This is a genomic window from Streptococcus urinalis 2285-97 (assembly GCF_000188055.2).
GTDB classification, from domain to species: domain Bacteria; phylum Bacillota; class Bacilli; order Lactobacillales; family Streptococcaceae; genus Streptococcus; species Streptococcus urinalis.
The window spans coordinates 2,092,626-2,116,917 of the sequence record NZ_AEUZ02000001.1 but is presented as its reverse complement, the minus strand read 5'-3'; the positions used below and the strand labels follow the sequence as shown (position 1 = coordinate 2,116,917).

Here is a 24,292-nt window from a genome sequence, read left to right as displayed (position 1 = left end):
AAAATGCTAACTCCCTAACTTGCCTGTTGGTGGATTTACAATTCATAGGTTTGAAGCCTTGTGTAGTTTGCCGACTAAGTAAGGCTTTTTTGTTGTTTTTTTTATTCTTCGCTTTCAGCTTCTTCGATTAGATACTCATGTTTCATTACATCGATGAGTTTTTCAAGTAATTCTCCATCAACTGAATAGCCATAAGAACCTCTCATATTGTTGTATGCAAGACGATCATCAATTTCAGTAATTAAATCATTGTATTTTTCTTTGAATTCTATTATTTTCATTTTTCATTCTCCTTTTTTTGTGTTCGAGATTGCTATTTTAAGAGCAATTCAGAAATTAGGTTGAATAGTTAAAAAATCTAATAAATCAGTAATCTTTAACTAGCCATTGCATGGTTTTAACATAAATGGTATTTTTAACATTTCCACCTTTTGCGATTTTTGCATAGGTATGTGGAGTGATGCCAATTTGCAAAGCTGTTTATTTATCAGTAAGCTGCATATCTGCTTGTTTACGCCTGATAGCTTTTGCTTGATCAATTGTAATTTCCATTTGTCTACCTCCTAACATTTTAGTTAATTCAAGTGCTGAACTAACATTTTTAACATTTTTGATAATGATTATATACAATTTCATTTTTTTTTGTTATTATGATACTGGAGTGTAATTATGAATAAATTGAAAGAATTAAGAGAAAAATCTGGTGATTCACAGAGTGAAATTGCTGATTTGTTGAATGTTAGTCCGATGACCATCTCAAGATGGGAAAAAGAGGAATCACTACAAATAAAACCAAAATATATAGAAAAGCTTGCTGATCATTTTGGTGTATCCTTATCATTTTTGTTGGGAAATGAAAAGGATTTAGAAGCAGATACTATGGTAGAGACTGATACTGAGAAAGATATACCTTCGTTTATTGAAGCTAATAAGTCAGCAATAAATTTGATCACTGGTAGTGTAAATAAAGTAAAGTCAACATCAGAATTCCTTGAAAAATTAGTGATTGAAAATGATGAGATAAATAAAGAACTATTACTACAATGGTTAGAGACTGTAAAAGTTAATATGGATAATATAGAATCAACTTATCCAGTTATTAATAATACCCAAGAGAAACTTGTTGAATTTGTTGAGCTTTTAGATAAAATAACTGAAAGGGTACATAGAAGAAAAAAATTAAAATGAAAATATCAGAAATTTTTCTTGTAATCAATTATGCAGTTTTTTTATATTTCAGTTATATCTATATTGATTAAACCTTATCTAATTCCTTAACTTGCCTGTTGGTGGTTAGATAGAGGATAGTTATGATTAAAGAAATCAAAAATAAAAATGGTACAACTGTGTACCGTGAAAATATTTATCTTGGTATTGATTCAATAACTGGTAAGCCAGTCAACACGTCAATTACTGCTAAAACTAAAAGAGACCTTGAAAAGAAGAAGCGTGATAAATTCAAAGACTTTGAGTCAAACGGATATACTAGACGTAAGGCCATAAAAATAGATACCTATGAGGAGTTAGCCAATAAATGGTTTAACCACTATAAGGAGACTGTAACGCCTCAGACTGTAAAGAATACCCGTGTGGTATTAGATAAGTATCTGATACCTAATCTTGGTCACTATAAAATAAAACACTTATCAGTAGTTCTTATTCAAGATTTTACTGATAAGATGTCTAAGGAAACAAGTAGCCGATATATACTGGCAAATACCTATAATAAATCAATAATCAAATACGCTTGTCAATTAAGACTACTATTATATAACCCTTATGACTGTATCATTAAACCTAAAAAGGAAAATAAAAAGAAAAAGGAAAAGTTTTATCTTGATAATGATGAAGTAAAACAATTTCTTAATGCTTTGGATCAACTTTCAAAAACATATAAAAACAATCTATATAGTACCTTGTTCCGTTTCTTATTGGCAACTGGTGTAAGAATAGGTGAAGCAATAGCACTTAAGTGGTCTGATATTTATTTAGAAAATGGAGTTGTCTATATTAATAAGTCATACGTTAATGGTCAATACAAAATAGGTAAGCCTAAAACCAAAAGCGGATATAGAGATATTACAATCGATAATAAAACATTATTGGAGTTGAAACAACATAGAATGAGACAAATGCAGTATTATAATGAAATTGGTGTTCATAATGATGTTGTTTTTAGCTTTGGTTTACCAGAATATTTAACATATTCTACTATTATAAGGAACCTAAAAAGAGTAACTGAAAAAACTGATATTCCATTTTTTACTTGTCATGCTTTTAGACATACCCATGCCAGTATATTATTAAATGCTGGAGTAGGTTACAAAGAAATATCTCATCGATTAGGTCATGCAAATATATCTATGACATTAAATTTATATGCCCATTTGTCAAAAGATAGAGACAAAGAAACGGCTGAAATTTTTGAGAATGCAATGGCGATTCTGTAAATTTTATGGAAAAAAGAGTATAATAGTTCAACGACATTGATATTATAGGGTTTATTTGAATATGCTATAATATAAACGTTGTTTTTACAGGTTTAGGCATTAAACTGTAAAAAGCTAAAGGAGAATCATAATGAAGAAAATTGCTGTCGATGCAATGGGGGGCGATAATGCGCCTAAAGCTATTATTGATGGTGTTAATCGTGCCATTGAGACATTTTCAGATATTGAAATTCAACTATATGGTGATGAAGCAAAAATTAAAACTTATCTAAAAGACTCTGATCGTATTTCTATTATACATACAGATGAGAAGATCAATTCAGATGATGAACCTGCTAAGGCTATTAGGCGGAAAAAACAAGCTTCTATGATATTGGCAGCTAAAGCTGTTAAAGATGGTGAAGCTGATGCCGTTTTGTCTGCTGGGAATACAGGGGCTCTATTAGCTGCAGGATTATTTATTGTTGGTCGTATTAAGGGTGTTGATCGTCCTGGCCTAATGTCGACACTTCCAACAACAGATGGGGCTGGCTACGATATGCTTGATTTAGGTGCTAATGCTGAAAATACAGCAGATCATTTACATCAGTATGCTATTTTAGGCTCTTTTTATGCCAAAAATGTTCGTGGTATTAAAAAACCTAGAATTGGTTTATTAAATAATGGAACAGAATCAACTAAAGGTGATCCTTTGCGTAAAGCTACTTATGAGCTGTTGTCAAATGATAACACACTTCATTTTATTGGTAATGTTGAAGCTCGTGATTTGATGGCTGGAGTGGCAGATGTTGTCGTGGCAGATGGTTTCACGGGAAACGCTGTGTTGAAATCAATTGAAGGTACAGCGATTGGCATTATGAAACAATTGAAATCAGCTGTTAACGATGGTGGTTTTAAGTCTAAACTTGGTGCCTTATTTTTAAAAGACAGTTTATATCAATTGAAAGACTCACTTGACTACTCAAGTGCAGGTGGAGCGGTACTTTTAGGCTTGAAAGCTCCTGTTGTTAAATCACATGGTTCTAGTGATGAAAAAGCTATTTTTTATACTATTAAACAAATTCGTAGTATGCTTGAAACAGATGTAGTGAATCAATTGGTTGAAACTTTTTCAAAGGAGGAAAGAGCGGATGACTAGAGAAGCTATTTTTGAAAGATTAGTTACTTTAATAAGAGAGCAGAGACAAGACTCTAGTTTGGATGTGACACCTCATATGAGTTTAAAAGATGACCTCGGTGTTGACTCAATTGAACTTGTTGAATTTATCATTAATATTGAAGATGATTTTAATATTGAAATTCCAGATGATGAGGTTGACAATATGACTTCTATGGAAGATTTGCTTGATTATTTGCAAGGTAAGTTAAACAAATAAAAAAACATTCGTTATTTAACGAATGTTTTTTTATTGCTATTAATAAATATATGTTTTCTGTTGTAAAAAATATAGCATATGTTATAATCAAGTAAAATAAACAATTGAAAGGCGAACGATTTAATGTCAGAGGAATTAATTTATTCGGGAAAAGCAAAAGATTTATTTAGCACGCAAGATGATTCGGTTGTCAGAGTTGTCTATAAAGATCAAGCTACAATGTTGAATGGAGCTCGTAAAGAGACCATCGATGGGAAAGGTGAACTAAATAGTCAGATTTCAGCATTGATTTTTGAAAAATTAAATTCAGCTGGTATCAAAACGCACTTTATAAAATCACTTTCAAAAAATGAACAATTAAACAAAAAAGTATCCATTATTCCATTAGAAGTTGTGTTGAGAAATGTTAGTGCTGGTTCATTTGCAAAACGTTTTGGTATCTCTGAAGGAATTACTCTGAATAAACCAATTGTCGAATTTTATTACAAAAAAGATGAATTGGATGATCCTTTTATTAATGATGAACATGTTTTGTTTTTAGATTTGATTTCTGAAGAACAAATTACTTATTTAAAAGAAGAAACGAGATGGATTAATACTCTTTTGAAATCTTGGTTTGCAGAAATTGGTCTTTTATTGATAGATTTCAAATTAGAATTTGGTTTTGATCAAGAAGGCACGATTTTATTAGCTGATGAATTTTCACCAGATAACTGCCGTCTTTGGGATGCTGAAGGGAACCATATGGATAAGGACGTTTTTCGAAGAGACCTAGGTAGTTTGACAGATGTTTATCAGGTTGTACTTGAGAAGTTGAAAGAACTTGATTAAAAAACACACTTAATAGATAAAGGATTTATTAATGAATAAACGTATTTTTGTTGAGAAGAAGGCTGATTTTGGGATCAAGTCAGCTAGCCTTGTGAAAGAGTTGACACATAATCTGCAATTGACGACTTTGAAGGAGTTGCGTATTGTGCAGGTCTATGATGTCTTTCATTTGGCTGAGGATTTGCTAGCGCGTGCTGAGAAGCATATTTTCTCTGAGCAGGTGACAGACCGTCTTTTGACGGAAGCTGAAATCACTGCAGAGTTTGATAAGGTTGTCTTTTTTGCCATTGAGGCGCTTCCTGGTCAATTTGACCAACGTGCTGCTAGTTCGCAAGAAACTTTGCTATTGCTTGGAAGTGATAGCCAGGTTAAGGTTAACACAGCTCAGCTTTACTTGGTCAATAAGGATATTGCAGAAGCAGAGCTTGAAGCGGTTAAAAACTATCTTTTGAATCCAGTTGATTCACGTTTCAAGGACATTACCTTGCCACTTGAAGAGCAGGCTTTCTCTGTGTCTGACAAGACGATTCCTAATCTTGATTTCTTTGAAACTTATACGGCTGATGATTTTGCGGTCTATAAGGCAGAGCAGGGCTTGGCCATGGAGGTTGATGACCTTCTCTTCATCCAAGATTATTTCAAATCAATTGGGCGTGTGCCGACTGAGACTGAGTTGAAAGTTTTGGACACGTATTGGTCAGACCACTGCCGTCACACAACCTTTGAAACGGAATTGAAGAACATTGACTTTTCAGCTTCTAAATTCCAAAAACAATTGCTAGCAACTTATGACAAATATATCGCCATGCGTGATGAGCTTGGCCGTTCTGAAAAGCCACAGACACTTATGGATATGGCGACTATTTTTGGTCGTTATGAACGTGCCAATGATCGTCTGGATGATATGGAAGTTTCAGATGAAATCAATGCCTGCTCAGTTGAAATTGAAGTAGATGTTGATGGTGTTAAAGAACCTTGGCTCCTCATGTTTAAAAACGAGACTCACAATCACCCAACAGAAATCGAGCCATTCGGTGGTGCGGCTACTTGTATTGGTGGAGCTATTCGTGATCCTTTGTCAGGACGTTCATATGTTTATCAGGCTATGCGTATTTCAGGCGCAGACGATATTACGACTCCGATTGCGCAAACACGCGCTGGTAAATTGCCACAACAGGTGATTTCTAAGACTGCAGCGCACGGCTATTCTTCATATGGTAACCAAATTGGGCTTGCGACAACTTATGTGCGTGAGTACTTCCATCCAGGTTTCGTAGCTAAACGTATGGAGCTTGGAGCTGTGGTTGGTGCTGCACCTAAAGAAAATGTGGTTCGTGAAAAGCCAGAAGCAGGCGATATGGTTATCTTGCTCGGTGGTAAAACAGGTCGTGATGGTGTCGGCGGAGCAACGGGTTCTTCTAAAGTTCAAACTGCAGAGTCTGTGGAAACAGCTGGCGCAGAGGTACAAAAAGGGAATGCCATCGAAGAGCGTAAGATTCAACGTCTTTTCCGTGATGGCAATGTTACTCGTTTAATTAAGAAATCAAATGACTTCGGTGCCGGTGGAGTCTGTGTTGCCATCGGTGAATTGGCTGACGGTCTTGAAATCGATTTAGACAAAGTACCACTTAAATACCAAGGGCTTAACGGTACTGAAATTGCTATCTCAGAATCTCAAGAACGGATGTCAGTCGTTGTTCGTCCTAGTGATGTGGATGCCTTCATCGCAGCCTGCAACAAGGAAAATATCGATGCAGTCGTTGTTGCGACCGTTACTGAAAAACCAAATCTTGTCATGACTTGGAATGGTGAAACTATCGTTGATTTGGAGCGTCGCTTCCTTGATACCAATGGTGTCCGTGTCGTTGTTGATGCTAAAGTTGTTGACAAGGACTTGACAGTTCCTGAAGCACGCACAACTTCAGCAGAGACACTTGAAGCAGATACGCTTAAAGTCTTGTCTGAACTCAACCATGCGAGCCAAAAAGGTCTCCAAACTATCTTTGACTCCTCTGTTGGTCGTTCAACAGTTAATCATCCACTCGGTGGTCGTTACCAAATTACACCGACAGAAAGCTCTGTTCAAAAATTGCCAGTTCAACATGGTGTGACAAGAACAGCGTCTGTTATGGCTCAAGGTTACAATCCTTACATTGCAGAGTGGTCACCTTACCACGGTGCTGCCTATGCTGTTATTGAAGCGACAGCTCGCTTGGTAGCAACGGGTGCTGATTGGTCTCGTGCACGCTTCTCTTACCAAGAGTACTTCGAGCGTATGGATAAGCAAGCTGAGCGTTTTGGTCAGCCGGTATCAGCTCTTCTTGGGTCTATTGAGGCTCAGATTCAATTTGGCTTGCCATCAATCGGTGGTAAGGACTCTATGTCTGGTACTTTCGAAGAATTGACAGTGCCACCAACCTTGGTAGCTTTCGGTGTGACAACAGCGGACAGTCGCAAGGTTCTCTCTCCTGAATTTAAAGCAGCTGGTGAGACTATCTACTATATTCCAGGTCAAGCGATTTCAGAAGAGATTGATTTTGATCTTATCAAGGCTAACTTCAGCCAGTTTGAGTCTATTCAAGCTCAGCATCAGATTACAGCTGCCTCAGCCGTTAAATATGGTGGTATCTTAGAAAGTCTTGCTCTCATGAGTTTTGGTAACCGTATCGGTGCTTGTGTTGAAATTGCAGAGCTTGATAGCAGCTTGACAGCGCAACTTGGAGGATTTGTCTTTACATCAGCTGAGGAAATTGCAGGAGCTGTAAAAATCGGTCAAACTCAGTCAGACTTTACAGTCACTGTCAATGGAAATGACCTAGCTGGCGCAAGCCTTCTAGCAGCCTTCGAAGGCAAATTGGAAGACGTTTACCCAACAAAATTTGAACAGGCAGATGCTCTTGAAGAAGTTCCTGCTGTGGAATCAGATGCTGTTATCAAGGCTAAGGAAGTCATTGAAAAACCTGTAGTTTATATTCCAGTCTTCCCTGGTACTAACTCAGAGTACGATTCAGCTAAAGCCTTTGAACAGGTTGGAGCTAGCGTCAACTTGGTCCCATTTGTAACCTTGAATGAGACTGCTATTGCTGAGTCAGTTGACACTATGGTTGCTAATATTGCTAAGGCAAATATCATCTTCTTTGCTGGTGGTTTCTCAGCGGCTGATGAACCAGATGGGTCTGCTAAGTTTATCGTCAATATCTTACTTAACGAGAAAGTTCGCGCAGCTATTGACAGCTTCATCGAAAAAGGTGGCCTTATCATCGGTATCTGTAATGGTTTCCAAGCCCTTGTCAAATCAGGTCTTCTTCCATACGGAAACTTCGAGGAAGCTGGTGAGACAAGTCCAACCCTCTTCTATAATGATGCTAATCAGCATGTTGCTAAGATGGTTGAGACTCGTATCGCGAATACCAACTCGCCTTGGTTGGCAGGCGTTGAGGTCGGCGATATTCATGCCATCCCAGTGTCACACGGTGAAGGTAAATTTGTCGTTAGCGCTTCTGAATTTGCAGAGCTAAGAGATAATGGCCAAATTTGGAGCCAGTATGTGGACTTTGACGGACAACCAAGTATGGATAGTAAATACAATCCAAACGGTTCTGTCAATGCTATCGAAGGAATTACCAGCAAGAATGGTCAAATCATCGGTAAGATGGGACATTCAGAACGCTGGGAAGACGGACTCTTCCAAAATATCCCTGGCAACAAAGACCAAGGTCTCTTTGTAAGTGCAGTCCGTTACTTTACAGGGAAGTAAAATTTTAGCCCTCGCCTCGAAATAGTGAGGGCGAGGTTAGATAGAAACTCGCTCATTTTTTGAGCGATAGTAAACATAGGCAACAAGTTGTGCGAAAAAATAGTTTTTTCTAGAGTTGGTGCTCTTCGTCAAAAATTCTATTTTCGCTTGACTTGATGGCCTTTGTATCGAGGTAAAAATGACATACGAAGTAAAATCACTAAATGAAGAATGTGGGATTTTCGGTATTTGGGGACATCCTCAAGCGGCGCAAGTCACCTACTTTGGCCTTCACAGTCTTCAACACCGTGGCCAAGAAGGAGCAGGTATCGTTTCAAATGATAATGGGAAATTATACGGCTATCGCAATATTGGTCTCTTATCAGAAGTTTTTAAAAATCAATCAGAATTAGATAGACTGACAGGTAGTGCTGCCATTGGTCATGTTCGATATGCAACAGCAGGATCTGCAGATATTCGAAATATTCAACCTTTTCTTTACAAATTTCACGATGGCCAATTTGCCTTATGCCACAATGGTAATTTGACAAATGCTATTTCCTTAAGAAAAGAATTAGAAAATCAAGGTGCCATTTTCAATGCATCCTCAGACACTGAAATTTTAATGCATTTGATTCGTCGTAGTCATAATCCTTCTTTTATGGGAAAAGTAAAAGAGGCTTTAAATACAGTAAAGGGAGGCTTTGCTTATTTGTTAATGACAAAAGATAAGTTAATTGCTGCACTTGATCCAAATGCATTTCGACCTCTTTCAATTGGTCAAATGCAAAACGGTGCATGGGTCATTTCTAGCGAAACATGTGCTTTTGAAGTAGTAGGTGCTAAGTGGGTCAGAGACGTTGAACCTGGTGAAGTTATCATTATTGATGATAAAGGACTAAAATGCGATCGTTACACTGATGAGACTCAATTAGCTATTTGTTCCATGGAATATGTTTATTTTGCAAGACCAGATTCAACCATACATGGTGTGAACGTTCATACTGCTCGTAAAAATATGGGAAAACGCCTTGCACAAGAATTTAAACAGGATGCTGATATTGTAATTGGTGTTCCAAATTCTTCTCTATCTGCCGCTATGGGCTTTGCAGAAGAGTCAGGATTGCCAAATGAAATGGGTCTTGTGAAAAATCAATACACTCAACGAACTTTTATACAACCGATACAAGAATTAAGGGAACAAGGCGTTCGTATGAAATTATCAGCAGTGTCTGGTGTTGTTAAAGGAAAACGTGTTGTTATGATTGATGATTCAATTGTCCGAGGAACAACTTCTAGAAGGATAGTAGGGTTATTGAGAGAAGCAGGAGCTACTGAGGTTCATGTTGCTATTGCTAGTCCAGAATTAAAATACCCATGCTTTTATGGCATTGATATACAGACCAGAAGAGAATTAATTTCAGCGAATCACTCAGTTGAAGAAGTTTGTGAGATTATTGGTGCTGATAGTCTAACCTATTTATCTATAGATGGATTAGTTGAATCAATTGGATTGGAAACAAAAGAGCCAAATGGCGGTCTTTGTATTGCTTATTTTGATGGGCAATATCCAACACCTCTTTATGATTATGAAGAAGAATATTTAAGAAGTCTGGAAGAAAAGACAAGTTTTTACATTCAAAAAGTAAAATAAGCTCTACAATGTAACAAAGGAGAAAAAATGTCTGAAAAAAATGCATACGCTCAATCTGGTGTTGACGTTGAAGCTGGATATGAAGTTGTTGAACGTATCAAAAAGCATGTTGCTCGTACAGAGCGAGCAGGTGTTATCGGAGCTCTTGGTGGTTTTGGAGGGATGTTTGACCTATCACAAATAGGTGTTAAAGAGCCTGTTTTGATCTCAGGGACCGATGGTGTTGGGACAAAACTCATGTTAGCAATTAAATATCATAAACATGATACGATTGGTCAAGATTGTGTTGCCATGTGTGTCAATGATATTATTGCTGCTGGTGCAGAACCACTGTATTTTCTAGATTACATTGCTACGGGTAAAAACAATCCAGCAAAACTTGAAGAAGTTGTTTCTGGTGTAGCTGAAGGGTGTGTTCAAGCTGGTGCCGCTTTGATTGGTGGTGAAACAGCTGAAATGCCTGATATGTATGGTCATGATGATTATGATTTGGCAGGTTTTTCTGTAGGTATTGCTGAAAAATCACAACTCATTGATGGTTCAAAAGTGAAAGAAGGAGATATTCTTCTTGGTCTTGCTTCAAGTGGGATCCACTCTAATGGTTATTCATTAGTTCGTCGTGTCTTTGCTGATTACACTGGTGATGAATATCTACCTGAATTAGAAGGTAAACAGCTAAAAGAAGTTCTACTTGAACCAACACGTATTTACGTCAAGTCTGTTCTGCCATTAATCAAAGGAAAACTCGTTAATGGTATTGCTCATATCACAGGTGGTGGTTTCATTGAAAATATTCCTCGGATGTTTGCGGATGATCTGGCAGCTGAGATAGAAGAAGATAAAATACCAGTTTTACCTATTTTCAAAGCTCTTGAAAAATATGGTAATATTCAACATCAAGAAATGTTTGAAATCTTCAATATGGGTGTCGGTCTTATGCTGGCTGTCAGTACTGAAAATGTTGACCGTGTCAAAGAGCTTTTGGACGAACCAGTCTATGAAATCGGTCGTATTGTGAAAAAAGCTGACGCAAGTGTGGTAATCAAATGATAAAACGAATCGCTGTTTTTGCTTCTGGTAATGGCTCAAACTTTCAGGTTATTGCAGAGCAGTTTCCGGTTAGTTTTGTCTTTTCAGATCACCGTGATGCCTATGTTTTGGAACGTGCTCAAAATCTGTCCATTCCAAGCTTCGCTTTTGAACTCAAAGAGTTTGGCAACAAGGTAGCTTACGAGCAAGCTATTGTTGATTTGTTGGACAAGTACGAGATTGACTTAGTCTGTCTAGCGGGCTATATGAAGATTGTTGGGGAAACCTTGCTCTCAGCCTATGAAGGACGCATCATTAATATCCACCCAGCTTACCTACCTGAATTTCCAGGTGCTCATGGGATACAAGATGCATGGGATGCTAATGTTGATCAATCTGGAGTAACTATTCATTTGATTGATAGTGGGATTGATACTGGACAAATTATCAGACAAGAGCGCGTGCCAAGATTTACAACAGATACAAGAGAAACATTTGAAGCTAGAATTCATGAAATGGAGTATCGCCTCTATCCTGAAGTCTTAATTCAGCTTGGTGTTTCAAAAAAGTTAAGAAATAATCAATGAAATAAACCGCTTTCACTATTTTCGAAATTTTACTATAATGAAAGTAAAATAATTTGACTAATAATAGTCAATAGGAAAGAGGAAAAATTGAATGGCTACCTAATAGAAAAGAGGATAAAAATGACAAAACGAGCCCTTATTTCAGTTTCAGATAAAACAAATTTAGTTGATTTTGCAAAACAATTAGTAGAACTAGGATGGGAAATTGTCTCAACAGGAGGAACGAAAACTGTTTTGGAGGAAGCTGGTATAAGTACAATTGCCATTGATCAAGTAACTGGTTTCCCAGAAATGATGGATGGACGTGTTAAAACCCTACATCCCAATATTCATGGCGGACTTTTAGCTAGAAGAGACAGTGAAAGTCATCTACAGGCAGCTAAAGACAATCAGATTGAATTGATTGATTTGGTTGTCGTTAATCTTTATCCTTTTAAAGAAACCATTTTAAAACCGGATGTAACTTATGCTGATGCTGTTGAAAATATTGACATTGGTGGTCCTTCAATGCTTCGCTCAGCAGCTAAAAATCATACCAGTGTTACTGTCGTAGTTAACCCAGCTGACTATACAACTGTTTTAGGAGAATTGGCTGATACTGGTCAGACGACATTTGAAACACGTCAAAAATTGGCTGCTAAAGTTTTTAGACATACAGCTGCTTATGATGCTTTAATTGCTGAATATTTTACTAAAGCAGTTGGTGAAGAAAAGCCAGAGAAATTAACATTAACTTATGATCTAAATCAAGCAATGCGTTATGGCGAAAATCCACAACAAGATGCAGATTTTTATCAAAAAGCTTTGCCTACAGATTATTCCATTGCTTCTGCTAAACAACTTAATGGTAAAGCACTTTCTTTTAATAATATTCGTGATGCAGATGCGGCTATCCGTATTATTCGTGATTTCAAAGAAAAACCAACTGTTGTTGCCTTAAAACATATGAATTCATGTGGTATTGGTCAGGCTGATAGCATTGAAAAAGCTTGGGATTATGCCTTTGAAGCAGACTCAGTTTCTATTTTTGGTGGGATTATAGTTCTGAATAGACAAGTTGATGCTGCAACTGCCAAAAAGATGCATGCGATCTTTCTTGAAATTATTATTGCTCCAAGTTACTCTAAAGAGGCATTAGAGATTTTAACGACTAAAAAGAAGAATCTACGACTACTAGAACTTCCTTTTGAAGCACAAGATGCTAGTGAGGAAGAAAAAGAGTTTACAGGTGTTGTTGGAGGCCTTTTAGTCCAAAATCAGGATGTAATCAAAGAAAAAACAAGTGATTGGGAAGTAGTGACGGATCGTAAACCATCAGAACAAGAAAAAGAAGCCCTTCAATTTGCTTGGAAAGCTATTAAATATGTTAAGTCAAATGGTATTTTGATTGCAAACGATCATATGACACTCGGAGTAGGACCTGGTCAAACTAACCGTGTAGCTTCTGTTCGCATTGCTATTGATCAAGCAAAAGACCGTCTTGAAGGGGCAGCATTAGCATCAGATGCTTTCTTCCCATTTGCGGATAATATTGAAGAAATTGCAGCTGCAGGCATAAAAGCGATTATTCAACCAGGTGGATCAGTACGTGATCAAGAATCAATTGATGCCGCTAATAAATATGGGATTGCTATGGTCTTTACAGGTGTAAGACATTTCAGACATTAAAAAAGTTGATTAAGATTGTTTTAAGGTGTGACGGTTATACTGAATTTATCCTAAAAAACTTTTCTTTTTCATAAATCTCATGAAAGGACCTGAAAATTGTCAGGTCCTTTCATTTTGTTTCAAAGAAACTATAATGATTTAAAAAGAAATAACTCAAAGGCAATCAAAGTAAACAAGTTGATTTAAACTTTATAAAAATAGCATGCAGTGAAATTAGTATTACAATCAACATGGTTATTTTCTAAAATAACTCTTTAAAAACACAAAAAGAAATGCAGCTTTTGCTACATTTCTTTGGGAGATTTATGAAAAAGAAAAGTTTTTTAGGATGCTTATAATATAAGCTATTATTCTTAAACAAGACTTAATTTAGTAAAAAATGATTCAAAAACACAACAGTTTTTGACAAATATTAACTATTAGCGATTTTATTTGATTTTAAAAATTACCAATCTCTCACATCATATTTGTGATGACTTTTACTATTTGAAATTTAATTTTCATTTATAGAATGACGAACAAATATGTTATAATAATTTTATAAAATTCGTAAATAAAAAAGACTAGTGCTTTTTATCGTTCTTAAAATGAGGTATCTTTGTTATGAAACTTTTAGTTGTAGGTTCTGGTGGCCGTGAGCATGCGATTGCTAAGAAACTATTGACATCTAATAATGTAGAACAAGTTTTTGTAGCGCCTGGTAATGATGGTATGACCTTGGATGGTTTAGAATTAGTGAACATTGTAATTTCCGAACATTCTAAGTTGATTGACTTTGCTAAAGAGAATGAGATTGCTTGGTCCTTCATTGGTCCTGACGATGCGTTAGCAGCTGGTATCGTCGATGATTTCAATAGTGCTGGTCTCAGAGCTTTTGGTCCAAGTAAGGCAGCAGCGGAGCTAGAGTGGTCTAAAGACTTTGCCAAGGAAATCATGGTCAAATACAATATTCCAACAGCAGCCTATGGCACATTTTCAGATTTTGAAGAAGCAAAAGCCTATATCGAGGAGCATGGTGCACCAATCGTAGTAAAAGCTGATGGTTTGGCGCTAGGTAAGGGTGTGGTCGTGGCTGAAACCACTGATCAGGCGGTAGAGGCCGCACATGAGATGCTCTTGGATAACAAATTTGGTGACTCAGGAGCGCGTGTGGTTATCGAGGAATTTTTGGATGGCGAGGAGTTCTCACTCTTTGTTTTCGCAAATGGCGATAAGTTTTACATTATGCCGACAGCTCAAGATCACAAGCGTGCCTACGATGGTGACAAGGGCCCAAATACTGGTGGTATGGGTGCCTATGCTCCAGTTCCTCACTTGCCTCATAGAGTAGTGGATACAGCAGTCGAAACTATCGTTAAACCTGTCCTTGAGGGTATGATTGCAGAAGGACGTCCTTATCTAGGCGTCCTCTATGCGGGACTTATCCTGACGGCTGATGGCCCTAAGGTGATCGAGTTTAACTCACGTTTTGGTGACCCTGAAACTCAGGTTATCCTTCCTCGACTGACTTCCGATTTTGCTCAGAACATCGATGACATCATGACGGGTATTGAGCCTTACATCACTTGGCAAAAGAACGGCGTGACTCTGGGAGTTGTCGTTGCCTCAGAAGGATACCCGCTCAATTACGAGAAAGGTGTGGTACTGCCTGAAAAGACCGACGGCGACATTATCACTTACTATGCAGGTGCTAAGTTTACAGAAAATGGTAAAGCGCTGCTTTCAAACGGAGGACGTGTCTATATGCTCGTCACCACAGAAGACAGCGTCAAAGCAGGACAAGACAAAATCTATACCCAACTCGCCCAACAAGACACCACGGGTCTCTTTTACAGAAACGACATCGGAAGCAAATCTATTAAATAATAAGTTTAAATTTGCTAAAACTTACTAAAAGGCGAGCGTAGCGAGCTTAATCTGATACTTTTCGCTGTGGCAAAAAGACAAACAATTATTTTATAATTGTTTGTCTCGGAAATTTTGAGACCTTGGGCTCAAAATTTAGGCACTGGAACCAAAGGTTCGCTGCCGTCCGTGCCACCTCAGAAAAGTATCATAAAGAAAAAAGAAAGAAGTATATATGAACCCAATTATTTCTATTATCATGGGCTCCAAATCCGACTGGACAACCATGCAAAAAACGACCGAAGTTCTAGACAAATTTAGCATTGCTTATGAAAAGAAAGTCATTTCAGCCCACCGCACGCCTGACCTCATGTTCAAGCATGCTGAGGAGGCACGAGATCGTGGTATCAAAATCATCATCGCTGGAGCAGGTGGAGCAGCTCACTTGCCTGGCATGGTGGCAGCTAAAACAACTTTGCCTGTCATCGGTGTGCCTGTCAAATCACGTGCCCTTTCAGGTTTAGATTCGCTTTATTCGATTGTGCAGATGCCTGGCGGTGTGCCTGTGGCAACCATGGCTATCGGAGAAGCGGGAGCGACTAACGCTGCTCTGACAGCCCTCCGTATCCTCTCCATTGAGGACCAAAATTTGGCTCAAGAGCTAGCTCATTTTCATGAGGAACAAGGAAAAATTGCAGAGGAGTCAAGTGATGAACTCAACTAAAACAATTGGGATTATTGGCGGTGGTCAATTAGGACAAATGATGGCTATTTCTGCTATCTACATGGGTCACAAGGTCATTACTCTGGACCCAAACAAGGATTGTCCAGCTTCGCGTGTTTCAGAAGTTATTGAAGCTGATTATGATGATAAAGTAGCACTGGTGAAACTGGCTGAACGGTGTGATATCTTGACCTATGAATTTGAAAACGTCGATGCAGATGGTCTGGATGCTGTAGTGTCAGCTGGTCAGCTACCGCAGGGGACTGATTTGCTCCGCATTTCTCAAAACCGTATCTTTGAAAAAGACTTTCTGGCAAACCAGGCTGGTGTGACTGTCGCTCCTTACAAGGTGGTGACGTCTAGCCTTGACCTTGAGGGACTTGATTTGACCAAGACCTATGTCCTCAAGACAGCGACAGGTGGTTACGACGGTCATGGGCAAAAGGTTATCCGCTCAGCAGAAGACCTACCAGAGGCGCAACAATTAGCCAACTCAGCCGAGTGTGTCTTGGAAGAGTTTGTCAACTTTGACCTTGAAATCTCAATTATCGTGTCTGGAAATGGTCAGGATGTGACGGTCTTCCCCGTTCAAGAAAATATCCACCGCAACAATATCCTGTCAAAAACTATCGTACCAGCTCGCATCTCAGACCAACTGGCTGATAAGGCTAAGGAAATGGCATTGCAGATTGCCAAGAAACTCCAGCTATCAGGCACTCTCTGTGTGGAAATGTTTGCGACCGCAGATGATATCATCGTAAATGAAATCGCCCCACGCCCTCACAACTCAGGGCACTACTCTATCGAAGTCTGTGACTTTTCACAGTTTGACACCCACATCTTGGGTGTACTGGGCGCACCGCTTCCTCAGATTCAGCTCCACGCCCCAGCCGTCATGCTTAACGTCCTAGGACAACATATCCAACAGGCAACTGACTATGTTGCCGAAAACCCTAGCGCCCACCTCCACATGTATGGTAAACTAGAAGCAAAACATAACCGCAAAATGGGACATGTGACGGTGTTTAGTGATGTGCCTGATGAGGTGGAGGAGTTTTAGGGGACGGAGTATGAAAAAGAATGCGTGAACTAATAGAAGCAATATCAAAATTGAGTGAAACTAGTATGTGGGATATTTTATCAGCACTTTCCACTCCTGTTGCCTTCATAGCCTTAGCTTATCAAATATATTATGATAGGTTGCAAAAAAGACCAAACTATAAATTACATATAAAGTCAATGGTTGAATATAATAATAGCAACGAGAGTTTCATTAAATTAACAGTAACAAACCTTGGAAATCGCCCCACAGCAATTTACGCTATTAGAGCTGTGAATGGAAAAAATAATCACTTAATAAAGTGGGCTAATTCATCGTACCTTAGAAGGAAATTAGATGAATCAACATATCGTGATCTAGGAATTAATCCTCATGAAATTTATACATATAATATAAAAGATGAGGATATAAGTGTTGAAACAGTTAGAGGACACCCTAATATAAAATATCCAGTACTGTTAGATATAGGTCAGATACATATTTTTAATATAAAGTTCAACGGAGAATCTAACATTGATTTTAAAAAGACTTATATAATAGTTCAAGATACTTTGGGAAACTTTTATCAAAGTGATTATAATTCATTCAAATTAAATTCCATTGAACCTGAGGGAGAAGATAGTTAATGATATCTTATTTGTGAGTGTATTTTATTTCTAACTTACAAACTTCCATACTTTTAATATAATAGAAAGGAACAAGGGCTACCGTATTCGCTAAACTGAATACGGGCTACGGACTTTGCCAAAAAGATAGTTTTTCCTAGAATCATGAGATTCTTCGTCAAAACTCCTATTTTGGCTGTGTCCGCTTAACGCCCTTAATATCTGAAACATGATCGAACGTTATTCACGTCCTGAGATGGCGAACATTTGGAGTGAGGAAAATAAATACCGTGCTTGGTTGGAGGTCGAGATTTTGGCTGACGAGGCATGGGCTGAGTTGGGTGAGATTCCTAAAGAAGATGTGGCTAAGATTCGTGCCAATGCCGATTTTGAAGTGGATCGCATTCTTGAGATTGAGCAGGAAACGCGTCACGATGTGGTGGCTTTCACGCGTGCGGTTTCTGAGACGCTTGGTGAGGAGCGCAAGTGGGTGCACTACGGTTTGACGTCGACTGACGTGGTGGACACTGCCTACGGTTACCTCTACAAACAAGCTAACGACATTATCCGTCGTGACCTTGAGAATTTCACAAATATTGTGGCTGACAAGGCTAAGGAGCACAAGTTCACCATCATGATGGGTCGTACCCACGGTGTTCATGCTGAGCCAACGACTTTCGGTCTTAAATTGGCAACTTGGTACAGTGAGATGAAACGTAATATTGAGCGTTTTGAACATGCTGCCGCAGGTGTAGAAGCTGGTAAGATTTCTGGTGCCGTTGGTAACTTTGCCAATATTCCTCCATTCGTGGAAGAATATGTCTGTGACAAATTAGGCATCCGCCCACAAGAAATTTCAACTCAGGTTCTTCCACGTGACCTTCACGCAGAATATTTTGCAGTGCTTGCAAGCATCGCAACATCTATCGAACGCATGGCGACAGAGATTCGTGGCCTGCAAAAATCAGAACAACGTGAAGTTGAAGAGTTCTTTGCCAAAGGTCAGAAAGGTAGCTCTGCTATGCCTCACAAACGCAACCCAATCGGTTCTGAGAACATGACTGGGCTAGCACGCGTGATTCGTGGTCACATGGTGACGGCTTATGAGAACGTGTCACTTTGGCACGAGCGTGATATTTCGCACTCATCAGCTGAGCGTATTATCACACCTGATACAACTATCTTGATTGACTACATGCTTAACCGTTTTGGCAACATTGTCAAAAACTTGACTGTCTTCCCAGAAAATATGATTCGCAACATGAATTCAACCTTTGGATTGATTTACAGCCAAAGAGCAATGCTGACTTTGATTGAAAAGGGTATGACACGTGAGCAGGCTTACGACTTGGTACAACCAAAAACAGCCTACTCGTGGGATAACCAAGTTGATTTTAAACCATTATTAGAAAAAGATCCTCAAGTTACAGATCGATTAACACAAGCAGAAATTGATGATATTTTTAATCCTGAGTATTATACAAAACGAGTTGATGTTATCTTTAAACGTTTGGGATTAGACTAAAAAAGAAGAGTTTTGAAAATAAGCTCTTTTTCTTTTTCATAAAATTAATAAAAAATAAAAATTACATGAAAATATATGATATAATGACATTGAAGTAAATCGATTGAAAGGGATTTATGCTGGAGGGGTTTGGAGAAAAGGTTAAAGGATTACGAGCAGAAAATAATATTACTCGTGAAGAATTGTGTGGTAATGAAGCAGAGTTATCAATAAGGCAATTAGCACGTATAGAATCAGGCAAGTCAATACCAAATTTAAGTTCTGTCAATTACATCGCAAAACAATTGGGTGTTAGCATTGGTTCTTTGACAGATGGTCAAAATATAGAGTTGCCTAAGCGTTATAAGGAGTTGAAGTATTTAATATTAAGAACACCGGTTTTTACTGATGTTTCAAAAATTAACTTACGTGAACAACAACTTGATGAGATATATGAAATATATTATGATGAGTTACCAGAAATTGAAAAGTTAGCTATAGATTGTATACAGGCAACATTAGATACAAGTTTGACTAAAGATGTTAATTTTGGCATTGGTATTTTAAATGATTATTTAATTCAAACTAAGAAAAAGAAAAAGTATCAGATAAATGATTTGATTCTAATAAATCTCTATTTAGCTTGTTTAGATATAACCAAGAAAAAAGGAAACTTATATGACAGTCACTTTTACAAGACTATATTTGAAATAATCCAACAAAATGTTCAGAATTATCATATTGAAGAAAAATTTATTGTTCAACAAATATTGATACAATATTTTTTATTGTCTTTGTATTATGAAGAGTTTGATTATCTCTGTGATATAGTTAAACTAACTAAACAAATTTTAGATTAAATCCAAGATTTTAACAGGATGCCAATTATTTGTATTATGGAGTGGAAGTATTTCTTAAATTGTTTACTTGATTTTAAGAAAGCAAAAAGTTGTCACACAAAAGCAATTTTGTTTGCTAACATGATGGGAGACGACTACTTAGAAGAGAAAATAAATGAAGAATGGAATAAAGATTTATCAAAATTAAATATTTGCTATGATGATTAGGTTAATTACTATGAGTCATTTAGAGAAGAACATGACATTAATGTCATGTTCTTAATTGTTTATTTTGACTATAATAAGTTTACAAAATCAATAAATTATTAGGAGAGTTCAAAAATGAACAAAAAATTTTCTATCTTACTACTTTTAATGCTTCCTTTTATTTCAACTGCTATTAAGTATGCGTCTGAAATAGATTGGTGGAAAATTGGATAATAATACCTCTTTTCTGCTATAATATCTTTATGACAAGAATCTTAGATAATGATATATTAGGGGATGAGGAGTATTCTGAGCGTTCACTACGTCCTCAATATTTTAAAGAATATATTGGTCAATCAAAAGTAAAAGATCAATTAACAATTTTTATTGAAGCTGCAAAAATGAGAGATGAATCGTTGGATCATGTTTTACTCTTTGGCCCTCCAGGACTAGGGAAAACAACTATGGCCTTTGTGATTGCCAATGAATTAGGTGTCAATTTAAAGCAAACATCTGGTCCAGCTATTGAAAAAGCAGGTGATTTAGTTGCCATTTTAAATGATTTAGAGCCTGGCGATGTTCTCTTTATCGATGAAATCCACAGAATGCCCATGGCTGTCGAGGAAGTCCTATATAGTGCTATGGAAGATTTTTACATTGACATCATGATTGGTGCTAGTGATACAAGTCGTAGTGTTCACCTTGATTTACCACCATTCACTTTGATTGGAGCAACCACGCGTGCAGGTATGCTATCTAATCCTCTTCGTGCTCGTTTTGGAATTACAGGTCATATGGAATATTATGAATTGGATGATTTAACAGAGATAGTTGAGCGGACAGCAGATATTTTTGATATGGCCATCGTGAAGGAAGCTGCTATAGAATTAGCAAAACGAAGCCGTGGAACGCCTAGAATTGCAAATCGACTCTTAAAACGGGTACGTGATTTTGCACAAATAAAAGGAGATGGCACTATTACCAGTCAAATCACTGATCAAGCACTATCAATGTTAGATGTAGACCAAGAAGGACTTGATTATGTCGATCAAAAAATCCTAAGAACGATGATTGAAATGTATAATGGTGGTCCAGTTGGTCTTGGGACTTTATCAATAAACATTGCTGAAGAACGAGATACTGTTGAAGATATGTATGAGCCCTATCTCATTCAAAAAGGTTTTATGATGCGTACTCGTACAGGAAGAGTAGCAACTGCAAAAGCTTATCAACATTTAGGCTATCCCTTGTCAGAGAAGTAAAAGAATGCCGAAATTGTTAAAAATGATTGAGTCAATATTCTAATTACCCTAAAATCTCTACTAATGGTTAGTTGGAGTTGCTATTTATTGTATTATCAAAAACAGTAAGAGTTCATTTTTGAATTGTCTTAAGTGACAGCACCTAAGTGTTGTCTTTTTATTGCTGTTATTGAAAAGGCGAACAAATGAGAATCTATCATGGCTATATCTTAAATTTACTACAAAATTTTGATATAATGATAAACGAGGAGACTGTCATGAAAAAAGTATGTTTTGTCTGTTTAGGAAATATTTGCCGTAGTCCTATGGCTGAATTTGTTATGAAACAAGAGGCTTCTGATAAAGATTGGTTGATTGAAAGTCGTGGAACATCAGACTGGGAACATGGTAATCCCATACATCCTGGGACACAAAAAATACTGACAGCTAGTCAGATTCCTTTTGAAAATTCAAAAGCCTCACAAGAATTAACCATAAAAGATTTTGAGACTTTTGATTATTTAATTGGCATGGATCAACAAAATGTTAAAGATATGAAGGCTATGTCAAATGGACGTTTTGATCATAAAATAGCTTTGTTTTGCCAAGGTGGCGTTCCAGATCCATGGTATACTGGTGATTTTGAAGAGACCTATCACTTAGTCAGTCAAGGTTGTCAGACGTGGCGAGAAATCATTGAAAAAAATATACAGAGTAATGAGAAATGAATAAAAAACGACAAGAATTGAAGTTAATCAAATTAACAAGAGTACAAATAGAGATTTTGGTAACCATTATCCTTTTTGTTTGTGGGATCTCTGTTTTTACCTTAACCATAAAAGAAAAAACAAGTTTAACTTTAAATAATGGTCAATTAAAATATACTGGTTATGTCGTTAACCATCGCATGAACGGTCAAGGAAAATTAACTTATGCTAACGGAGATACCTATACAGGAAATTTCTCAAACGGTGTCTTCAATGGACAGGGTCAATTTGTAGCAAGTAATGGTTGGTCTTATAAAGGTAATTTTAAAAACGGCCAGCCAGATGGTCAAGGAAAACTAAAAGCAAAGAATGGAAAGGTTTATAAAGGAACCTTTAAACAGGGGATATATCAAAAATGAGAGTAAAATGGTTTTCATTTATACGTGTGACAGGGCTATTATTAGTACTGCTCTACCATTTTTTTAAACATGCTTTTCCAGGTGGTTTTATCGGAGTTGATATCTTCTTTACTTTTTCAGGATATTTAATCACAGCTCTCTTAATTGATGAGTACACCAAGAAAAAGACTATTGATATTATTGGATTCTTGAGACGGCGATTTTATCGTATTGTTCCACCAGTTATTATTATGGTTTTGGTTACCATGCCATTTACCTTCTTAGTAAGACGAGATTTTATCGCTGGAATTGGGGCACAGATTGCGGCTGCTATAGGTTTCACAACTAATTTCTATGAAATTTTGACCGGTGGCAATTATGAAAGCCAGTTCATTCCACATCTCTTTGTTCATACATGGAGTTTGGCAATAGAAGTTCATTTTTATATAATTTGGGCACTTATTGTCTGGCTTTTAGCTAGAAAACATTATGAACCGACTAAGTTTAGAGGCTACGTCTTTCTAGCATCGACTGGTATTTTCGCAATTAGCTTTTTGACAATGTTTATCAGAGCTTTTCTGGTTAATAACTTTTCACTTATTTATTTTTCAACATTAGCTCATAGCTTTCCATTTTTCCTAGGTGCTATGTTTGCAACAATGACAGGGATAAAAGAAACAACAACGCGTTTTCAAAAGAATGTAAAGCATTGGCAAACGAAGCAAGTTTTAAGTGTGATGATTGGTAGTTTTCTAATGTTGCTTATTTTGACATTAGTTCTTGACTTTAACCAACTGATTACTTATTTATTTGGCTTTGTATTAGCAAGCTTTTTTGCCTCTATCATGATTTATGCAGCGCGTGTACTTCATGAGAAGACACCTAATAGCAAAGAACCCTTTGTGATTACTTATATAGCTGATATTAGTTATGGAGTGTATCTATTCCACTGGCCGTTTTACATTATCTTTTCACAATTGGGCCCCAATTGGATTGCGGTTATTCTAACAGTATTATGCTCATTTATTTTTTCAACATTATCCTTTTATGTTATTGAACCATTGATTGCTGGAAAAGAACCACATTTATTTGGTTTGTCATTAGATTTAAAACCTTATCTAAAATGGTTATATACTTTAGCAGGTGTGCTTGCAGTTATAACACTATTAACTGGCTTTTTAGCACCTAGTGTCGGAAAATTTGAAAATGAACTATTAGCTAGTTCTCTTGAACAAGCTAGAAATAGTATTAATCGTACACATACTCTTGCTGCTGGAGATGCAAATGCCTTGAGTGATATCACTATCATAGGTGATTCAGTAGCATTAAGATCAAGCAGTGCATTTTCAAGTATCATGCCAGAAGCTCAACTAGATGCAGCGGTTAGCCGTAACTTCTCAGAAGCTTATGATATTTTTTCTAATCATATAACAAGTAATACTTTGTCTCAAACAGTTGTAGTAGCCATTGGGGTAAATTCACTTGATCATTATAAAACGGATCTAAATGCTTTTATTAAAAAATTACCAAAAGGACATAGACTAGTCTTTGTGTCTCCTTACAATAGTAAGAATATTACTCAAGTTGCAGAAGCTCGTGACTATGAAATAAAGTTAGCTCAAAAATACAGTTATGTAACCGTTGCTGACTGGTATAAAGTAGCAGTTGAGAATCCTGATATTTGGGATGGTACAGATGGTGTACACTATAGTGATTCAACGACAAAAGGTGCAACACTCTATGTCGATACGGTACAATCAGCGGTTAGAAAAGTTGCAAAACAAAATCCAAAATAAGAAACCTTAATAGGTTTCTTTTTCTTTTAAAAAAA

General features: G+C 37.1%; 21 protein-coding genes and 2 pseudogenes. 21 read left to right on the top strand and 2 right to left on the bottom strand.

Translation table 11 applies throughout. The features are described 5' to 3' along the window. Positions 1-101: 101 nt before the first annotated feature. Together STRUR_RS10910 and STRUR_RS12065 are read right to left on the bottom strand one after the other, a co-directional pair. Positions 102-281, bottom strand: a complete 180-nt coding sequence (locus tag STRUR_RS10910; RefSeq protein ID WP_006739495.1) for a hypothetical protein — start codon at positions 279-281, stop codon at positions 102-104. A gap of 85 nt (positions 282-366) precedes the next feature. Next, positions 367-552 (bottom strand): annotated as a pseudogene (locus tag STRUR_RS12065) (hypothetical protein). Between the two features lie 117 nt (positions 553-669). On the opposite strand from STRUR_RS12065, the gene STRUR_RS10905 reads away from it, so the two are divergent. The 21 genes and pseudogenes from STRUR_RS10905 (at position 670) to STRUR_RS10810 (ending at position 24,257) form a co-directional block, all read left to right on the top strand. Continuing rightward, positions 670-1,188 (top strand): helix-turn-helix domain-containing protein, encoded by a 519-nt coding sequence (locus STRUR_RS10905; RefSeq protein ID WP_006738569.1) that lies wholly within the window; start codon positions 670-672, stop codon positions 1,186-1,188. 122 nt (positions 1,189-1,310) lie between these two features. Beyond that, entirely contained in the window at positions 1,311-2,450 is a 1,140-nt protein-coding gene (locus tag STRUR_RS10900) for a site-specific integrase (protein ID WP_006740386.1), read from the top strand. Positions 2,451-2,580: 130 nt separating this feature from the next. After that, entirely contained in the window at positions 2,581-3,588 is a 1,008-nt protein-coding gene (plsX, locus tag STRUR_RS10895) for a phosphate acyltransferase PlsX (protein ID WP_006738979.1), read from the top strand. Then, positions 3,581-3,826, top strand: a complete 246-nt coding sequence (locus STRUR_RS10890) for an acyl carrier protein (protein WP_006740001.1) — start codon at positions 3,581-3,583, stop codon at positions 3,824-3,826. Before plsX ends, STRUR_RS10890 begins: the two co-directional genes overlap by 8 nt. A gap of 123 nt (positions 3,827-3,949) precedes the next feature. Next, on the top strand, positions 3,950-4,657 hold the full coding sequence (gene purC, locus STRUR_RS10885) for a phosphoribosylaminoimidazolesuccinocarboxamide synthase (RefSeq protein ID WP_006739520.1): 708 nt from the start codon (positions 3,950-3,952) through the stop codon (positions 4,655-4,657). Positions 4,658-4,688: 31 nt separating this feature from the next. Beyond that, positions 4,689-8,414 carry a phosphoribosylformylglycinamidine synthase gene (locus STRUR_RS10880; RefSeq protein ID WP_006738908.1) on the top strand — a complete coding sequence of 1,242 codons (3,726 nt, stop codon included), beginning with the start codon at positions 4,689-4,691 and terminating at the stop codon, positions 8,412-8,414. A gap of 178 nt (positions 8,415-8,592) precedes the next feature. Further along, positions 8,593-10,047: an amidophosphoribosyltransferase gene (gene purF, locus STRUR_RS10875; RefSeq protein WP_006740334.1), complete on the top strand. Its 1,455-nt coding sequence runs from the start codon at positions 8,593-8,595 to the stop codon at positions 10,045-10,047. A gap of 27 nt (positions 10,048-10,074) precedes the next feature. Next, positions 10,075-11,097, top strand: a complete 1,023-nt coding sequence (gene purM / locus STRUR_RS10870) for a phosphoribosylformylglycinamidine cyclo-ligase (RefSeq protein ID WP_006739851.1) — start codon at positions 10,075-10,077, stop codon at positions 11,095-11,097. Next, complete coding sequence (gene purN / locus STRUR_RS10865; protein WP_006739106.1) at positions 11,094-11,663, top strand: phosphoribosylglycinamide formyltransferase; 570 nt, start codon at positions 11,094-11,096, stop codon at positions 11,661-11,663. The genes purM and purN overlap by 4 nt, the downstream gene beginning before the upstream one ends. 120 nt (positions 11,664-11,783) lie before the next feature. Further along, positions 11,784-13,331 (top strand): bifunctional phosphoribosylaminoimidazolecarboxamide formyltransferase/IMP cyclohydrolase, encoded by a 1,548-nt coding sequence (gene purH / locus STRUR_RS10860; RefSeq protein ID WP_006738641.1) that lies wholly within the window; start codon positions 11,784-11,786, stop codon positions 13,329-13,331. A gap of 603 nt (positions 13,332-13,934) precedes the next feature. Further along, positions 13,935-15,197, top strand: coding sequence for a phosphoribosylamine--glycine ligase (purD, locus tag STRUR_RS10855; RefSeq protein WP_006740050.1), 1,263 nt, complete (start codon positions 13,935-13,937; stop codon positions 15,195-15,197). A gap of 214 nt (positions 15,198-15,411) precedes the next feature. Continuing rightward, on the top strand, positions 15,412-15,900 hold the full coding sequence (gene purE / locus STRUR_RS10850; RefSeq protein WP_006738645.1) for a 5-(carboxyamino)imidazole ribonucleotide mutase: 489 nt from the start codon (positions 15,412-15,414) through the stop codon (positions 15,898-15,900). Next, complete coding sequence (gene purK, locus STRUR_RS10845) at positions 15,887-16,960, top strand: 5-(carboxyamino)imidazole ribonucleotide synthase (RefSeq protein ID WP_006740048.1); 1,074 nt, start codon at positions 15,887-15,889, stop codon at positions 16,958-16,960. Before purE ends, purK begins: the two co-directional genes overlap by 14 nt. A 20-nt stretch (positions 16,961-16,980) precedes the next feature. Further along, the gene (locus tag STRUR_RS10840) at positions 16,981-17,586 is read left to right on the top strand and encodes a hypothetical protein (RefSeq protein WP_006739379.1); all 606 of its coding nucleotides are present in this window, start codon (positions 16,981-16,983) and stop codon (positions 17,584-17,586) included. 208 nt (positions 17,587-17,794) lie between these two features. Continuing rightward, on the top strand, positions 17,795-19,090 hold the full coding sequence (purB, locus tag STRUR_RS10835; RefSeq protein WP_006740705.1) for an adenylosuccinate lyase: 1,296 nt from the start codon (positions 17,795-17,797) through the stop codon (positions 19,088-19,090). 116 nt (positions 19,091-19,206) lie between these two features. Further along, positions 19,207-20,136 (top strand): annotated as a pseudogene (locus STRUR_RS10830) (helix-turn-helix domain-containing protein). A gap of 114 nt (positions 20,137-20,250) precedes the next feature. Then, entirely contained in the window at positions 20,251-20,349 is a 99-nt protein-coding gene (locus tag STRUR_RS12145) for a quorum-sensing system DWW-type pheromone (protein WP_006740706.1), read from the top strand. A gap of 29 nt (positions 20,350-20,378) precedes the next feature. Beyond that, positions 20,379-21,377, top strand: coding sequence for a Holliday junction branch migration DNA helicase RuvB (gene ruvB, locus STRUR_RS10825; RefSeq protein WP_006740129.1), 999 nt, complete (start codon positions 20,379-20,381; stop codon positions 21,375-21,377). Between the two features lie 257 nt (positions 21,378-21,634). Next, entirely contained in the window at positions 21,635-22,084 is a 450-nt protein-coding gene (locus tag STRUR_RS10820) for a low molecular weight protein-tyrosine-phosphatase (RefSeq protein WP_006738715.1), read from the top strand. Positions 22,085-22,101: 17 nt separating this feature from the next. After that, positions 22,102-22,482 (top strand): MORN repeat-containing protein, encoded by a 381-nt coding sequence (locus STRUR_RS10815; RefSeq protein ID WP_196792584.1) that lies wholly within the window; start codon positions 22,102-22,104, stop codon positions 22,480-22,482. Then, positions 22,479-24,257, top strand: coding sequence for an acyltransferase family protein (locus tag STRUR_RS10810; protein WP_006739776.1), 1,779 nt, complete (start codon positions 22,479-22,481; stop codon positions 24,255-24,257). Before STRUR_RS10815 ends, STRUR_RS10810 begins: the two co-directional genes overlap by 4 nt. The last annotated feature ends 35 nt before the right edge of the window (positions 24,258-24,292 follow it).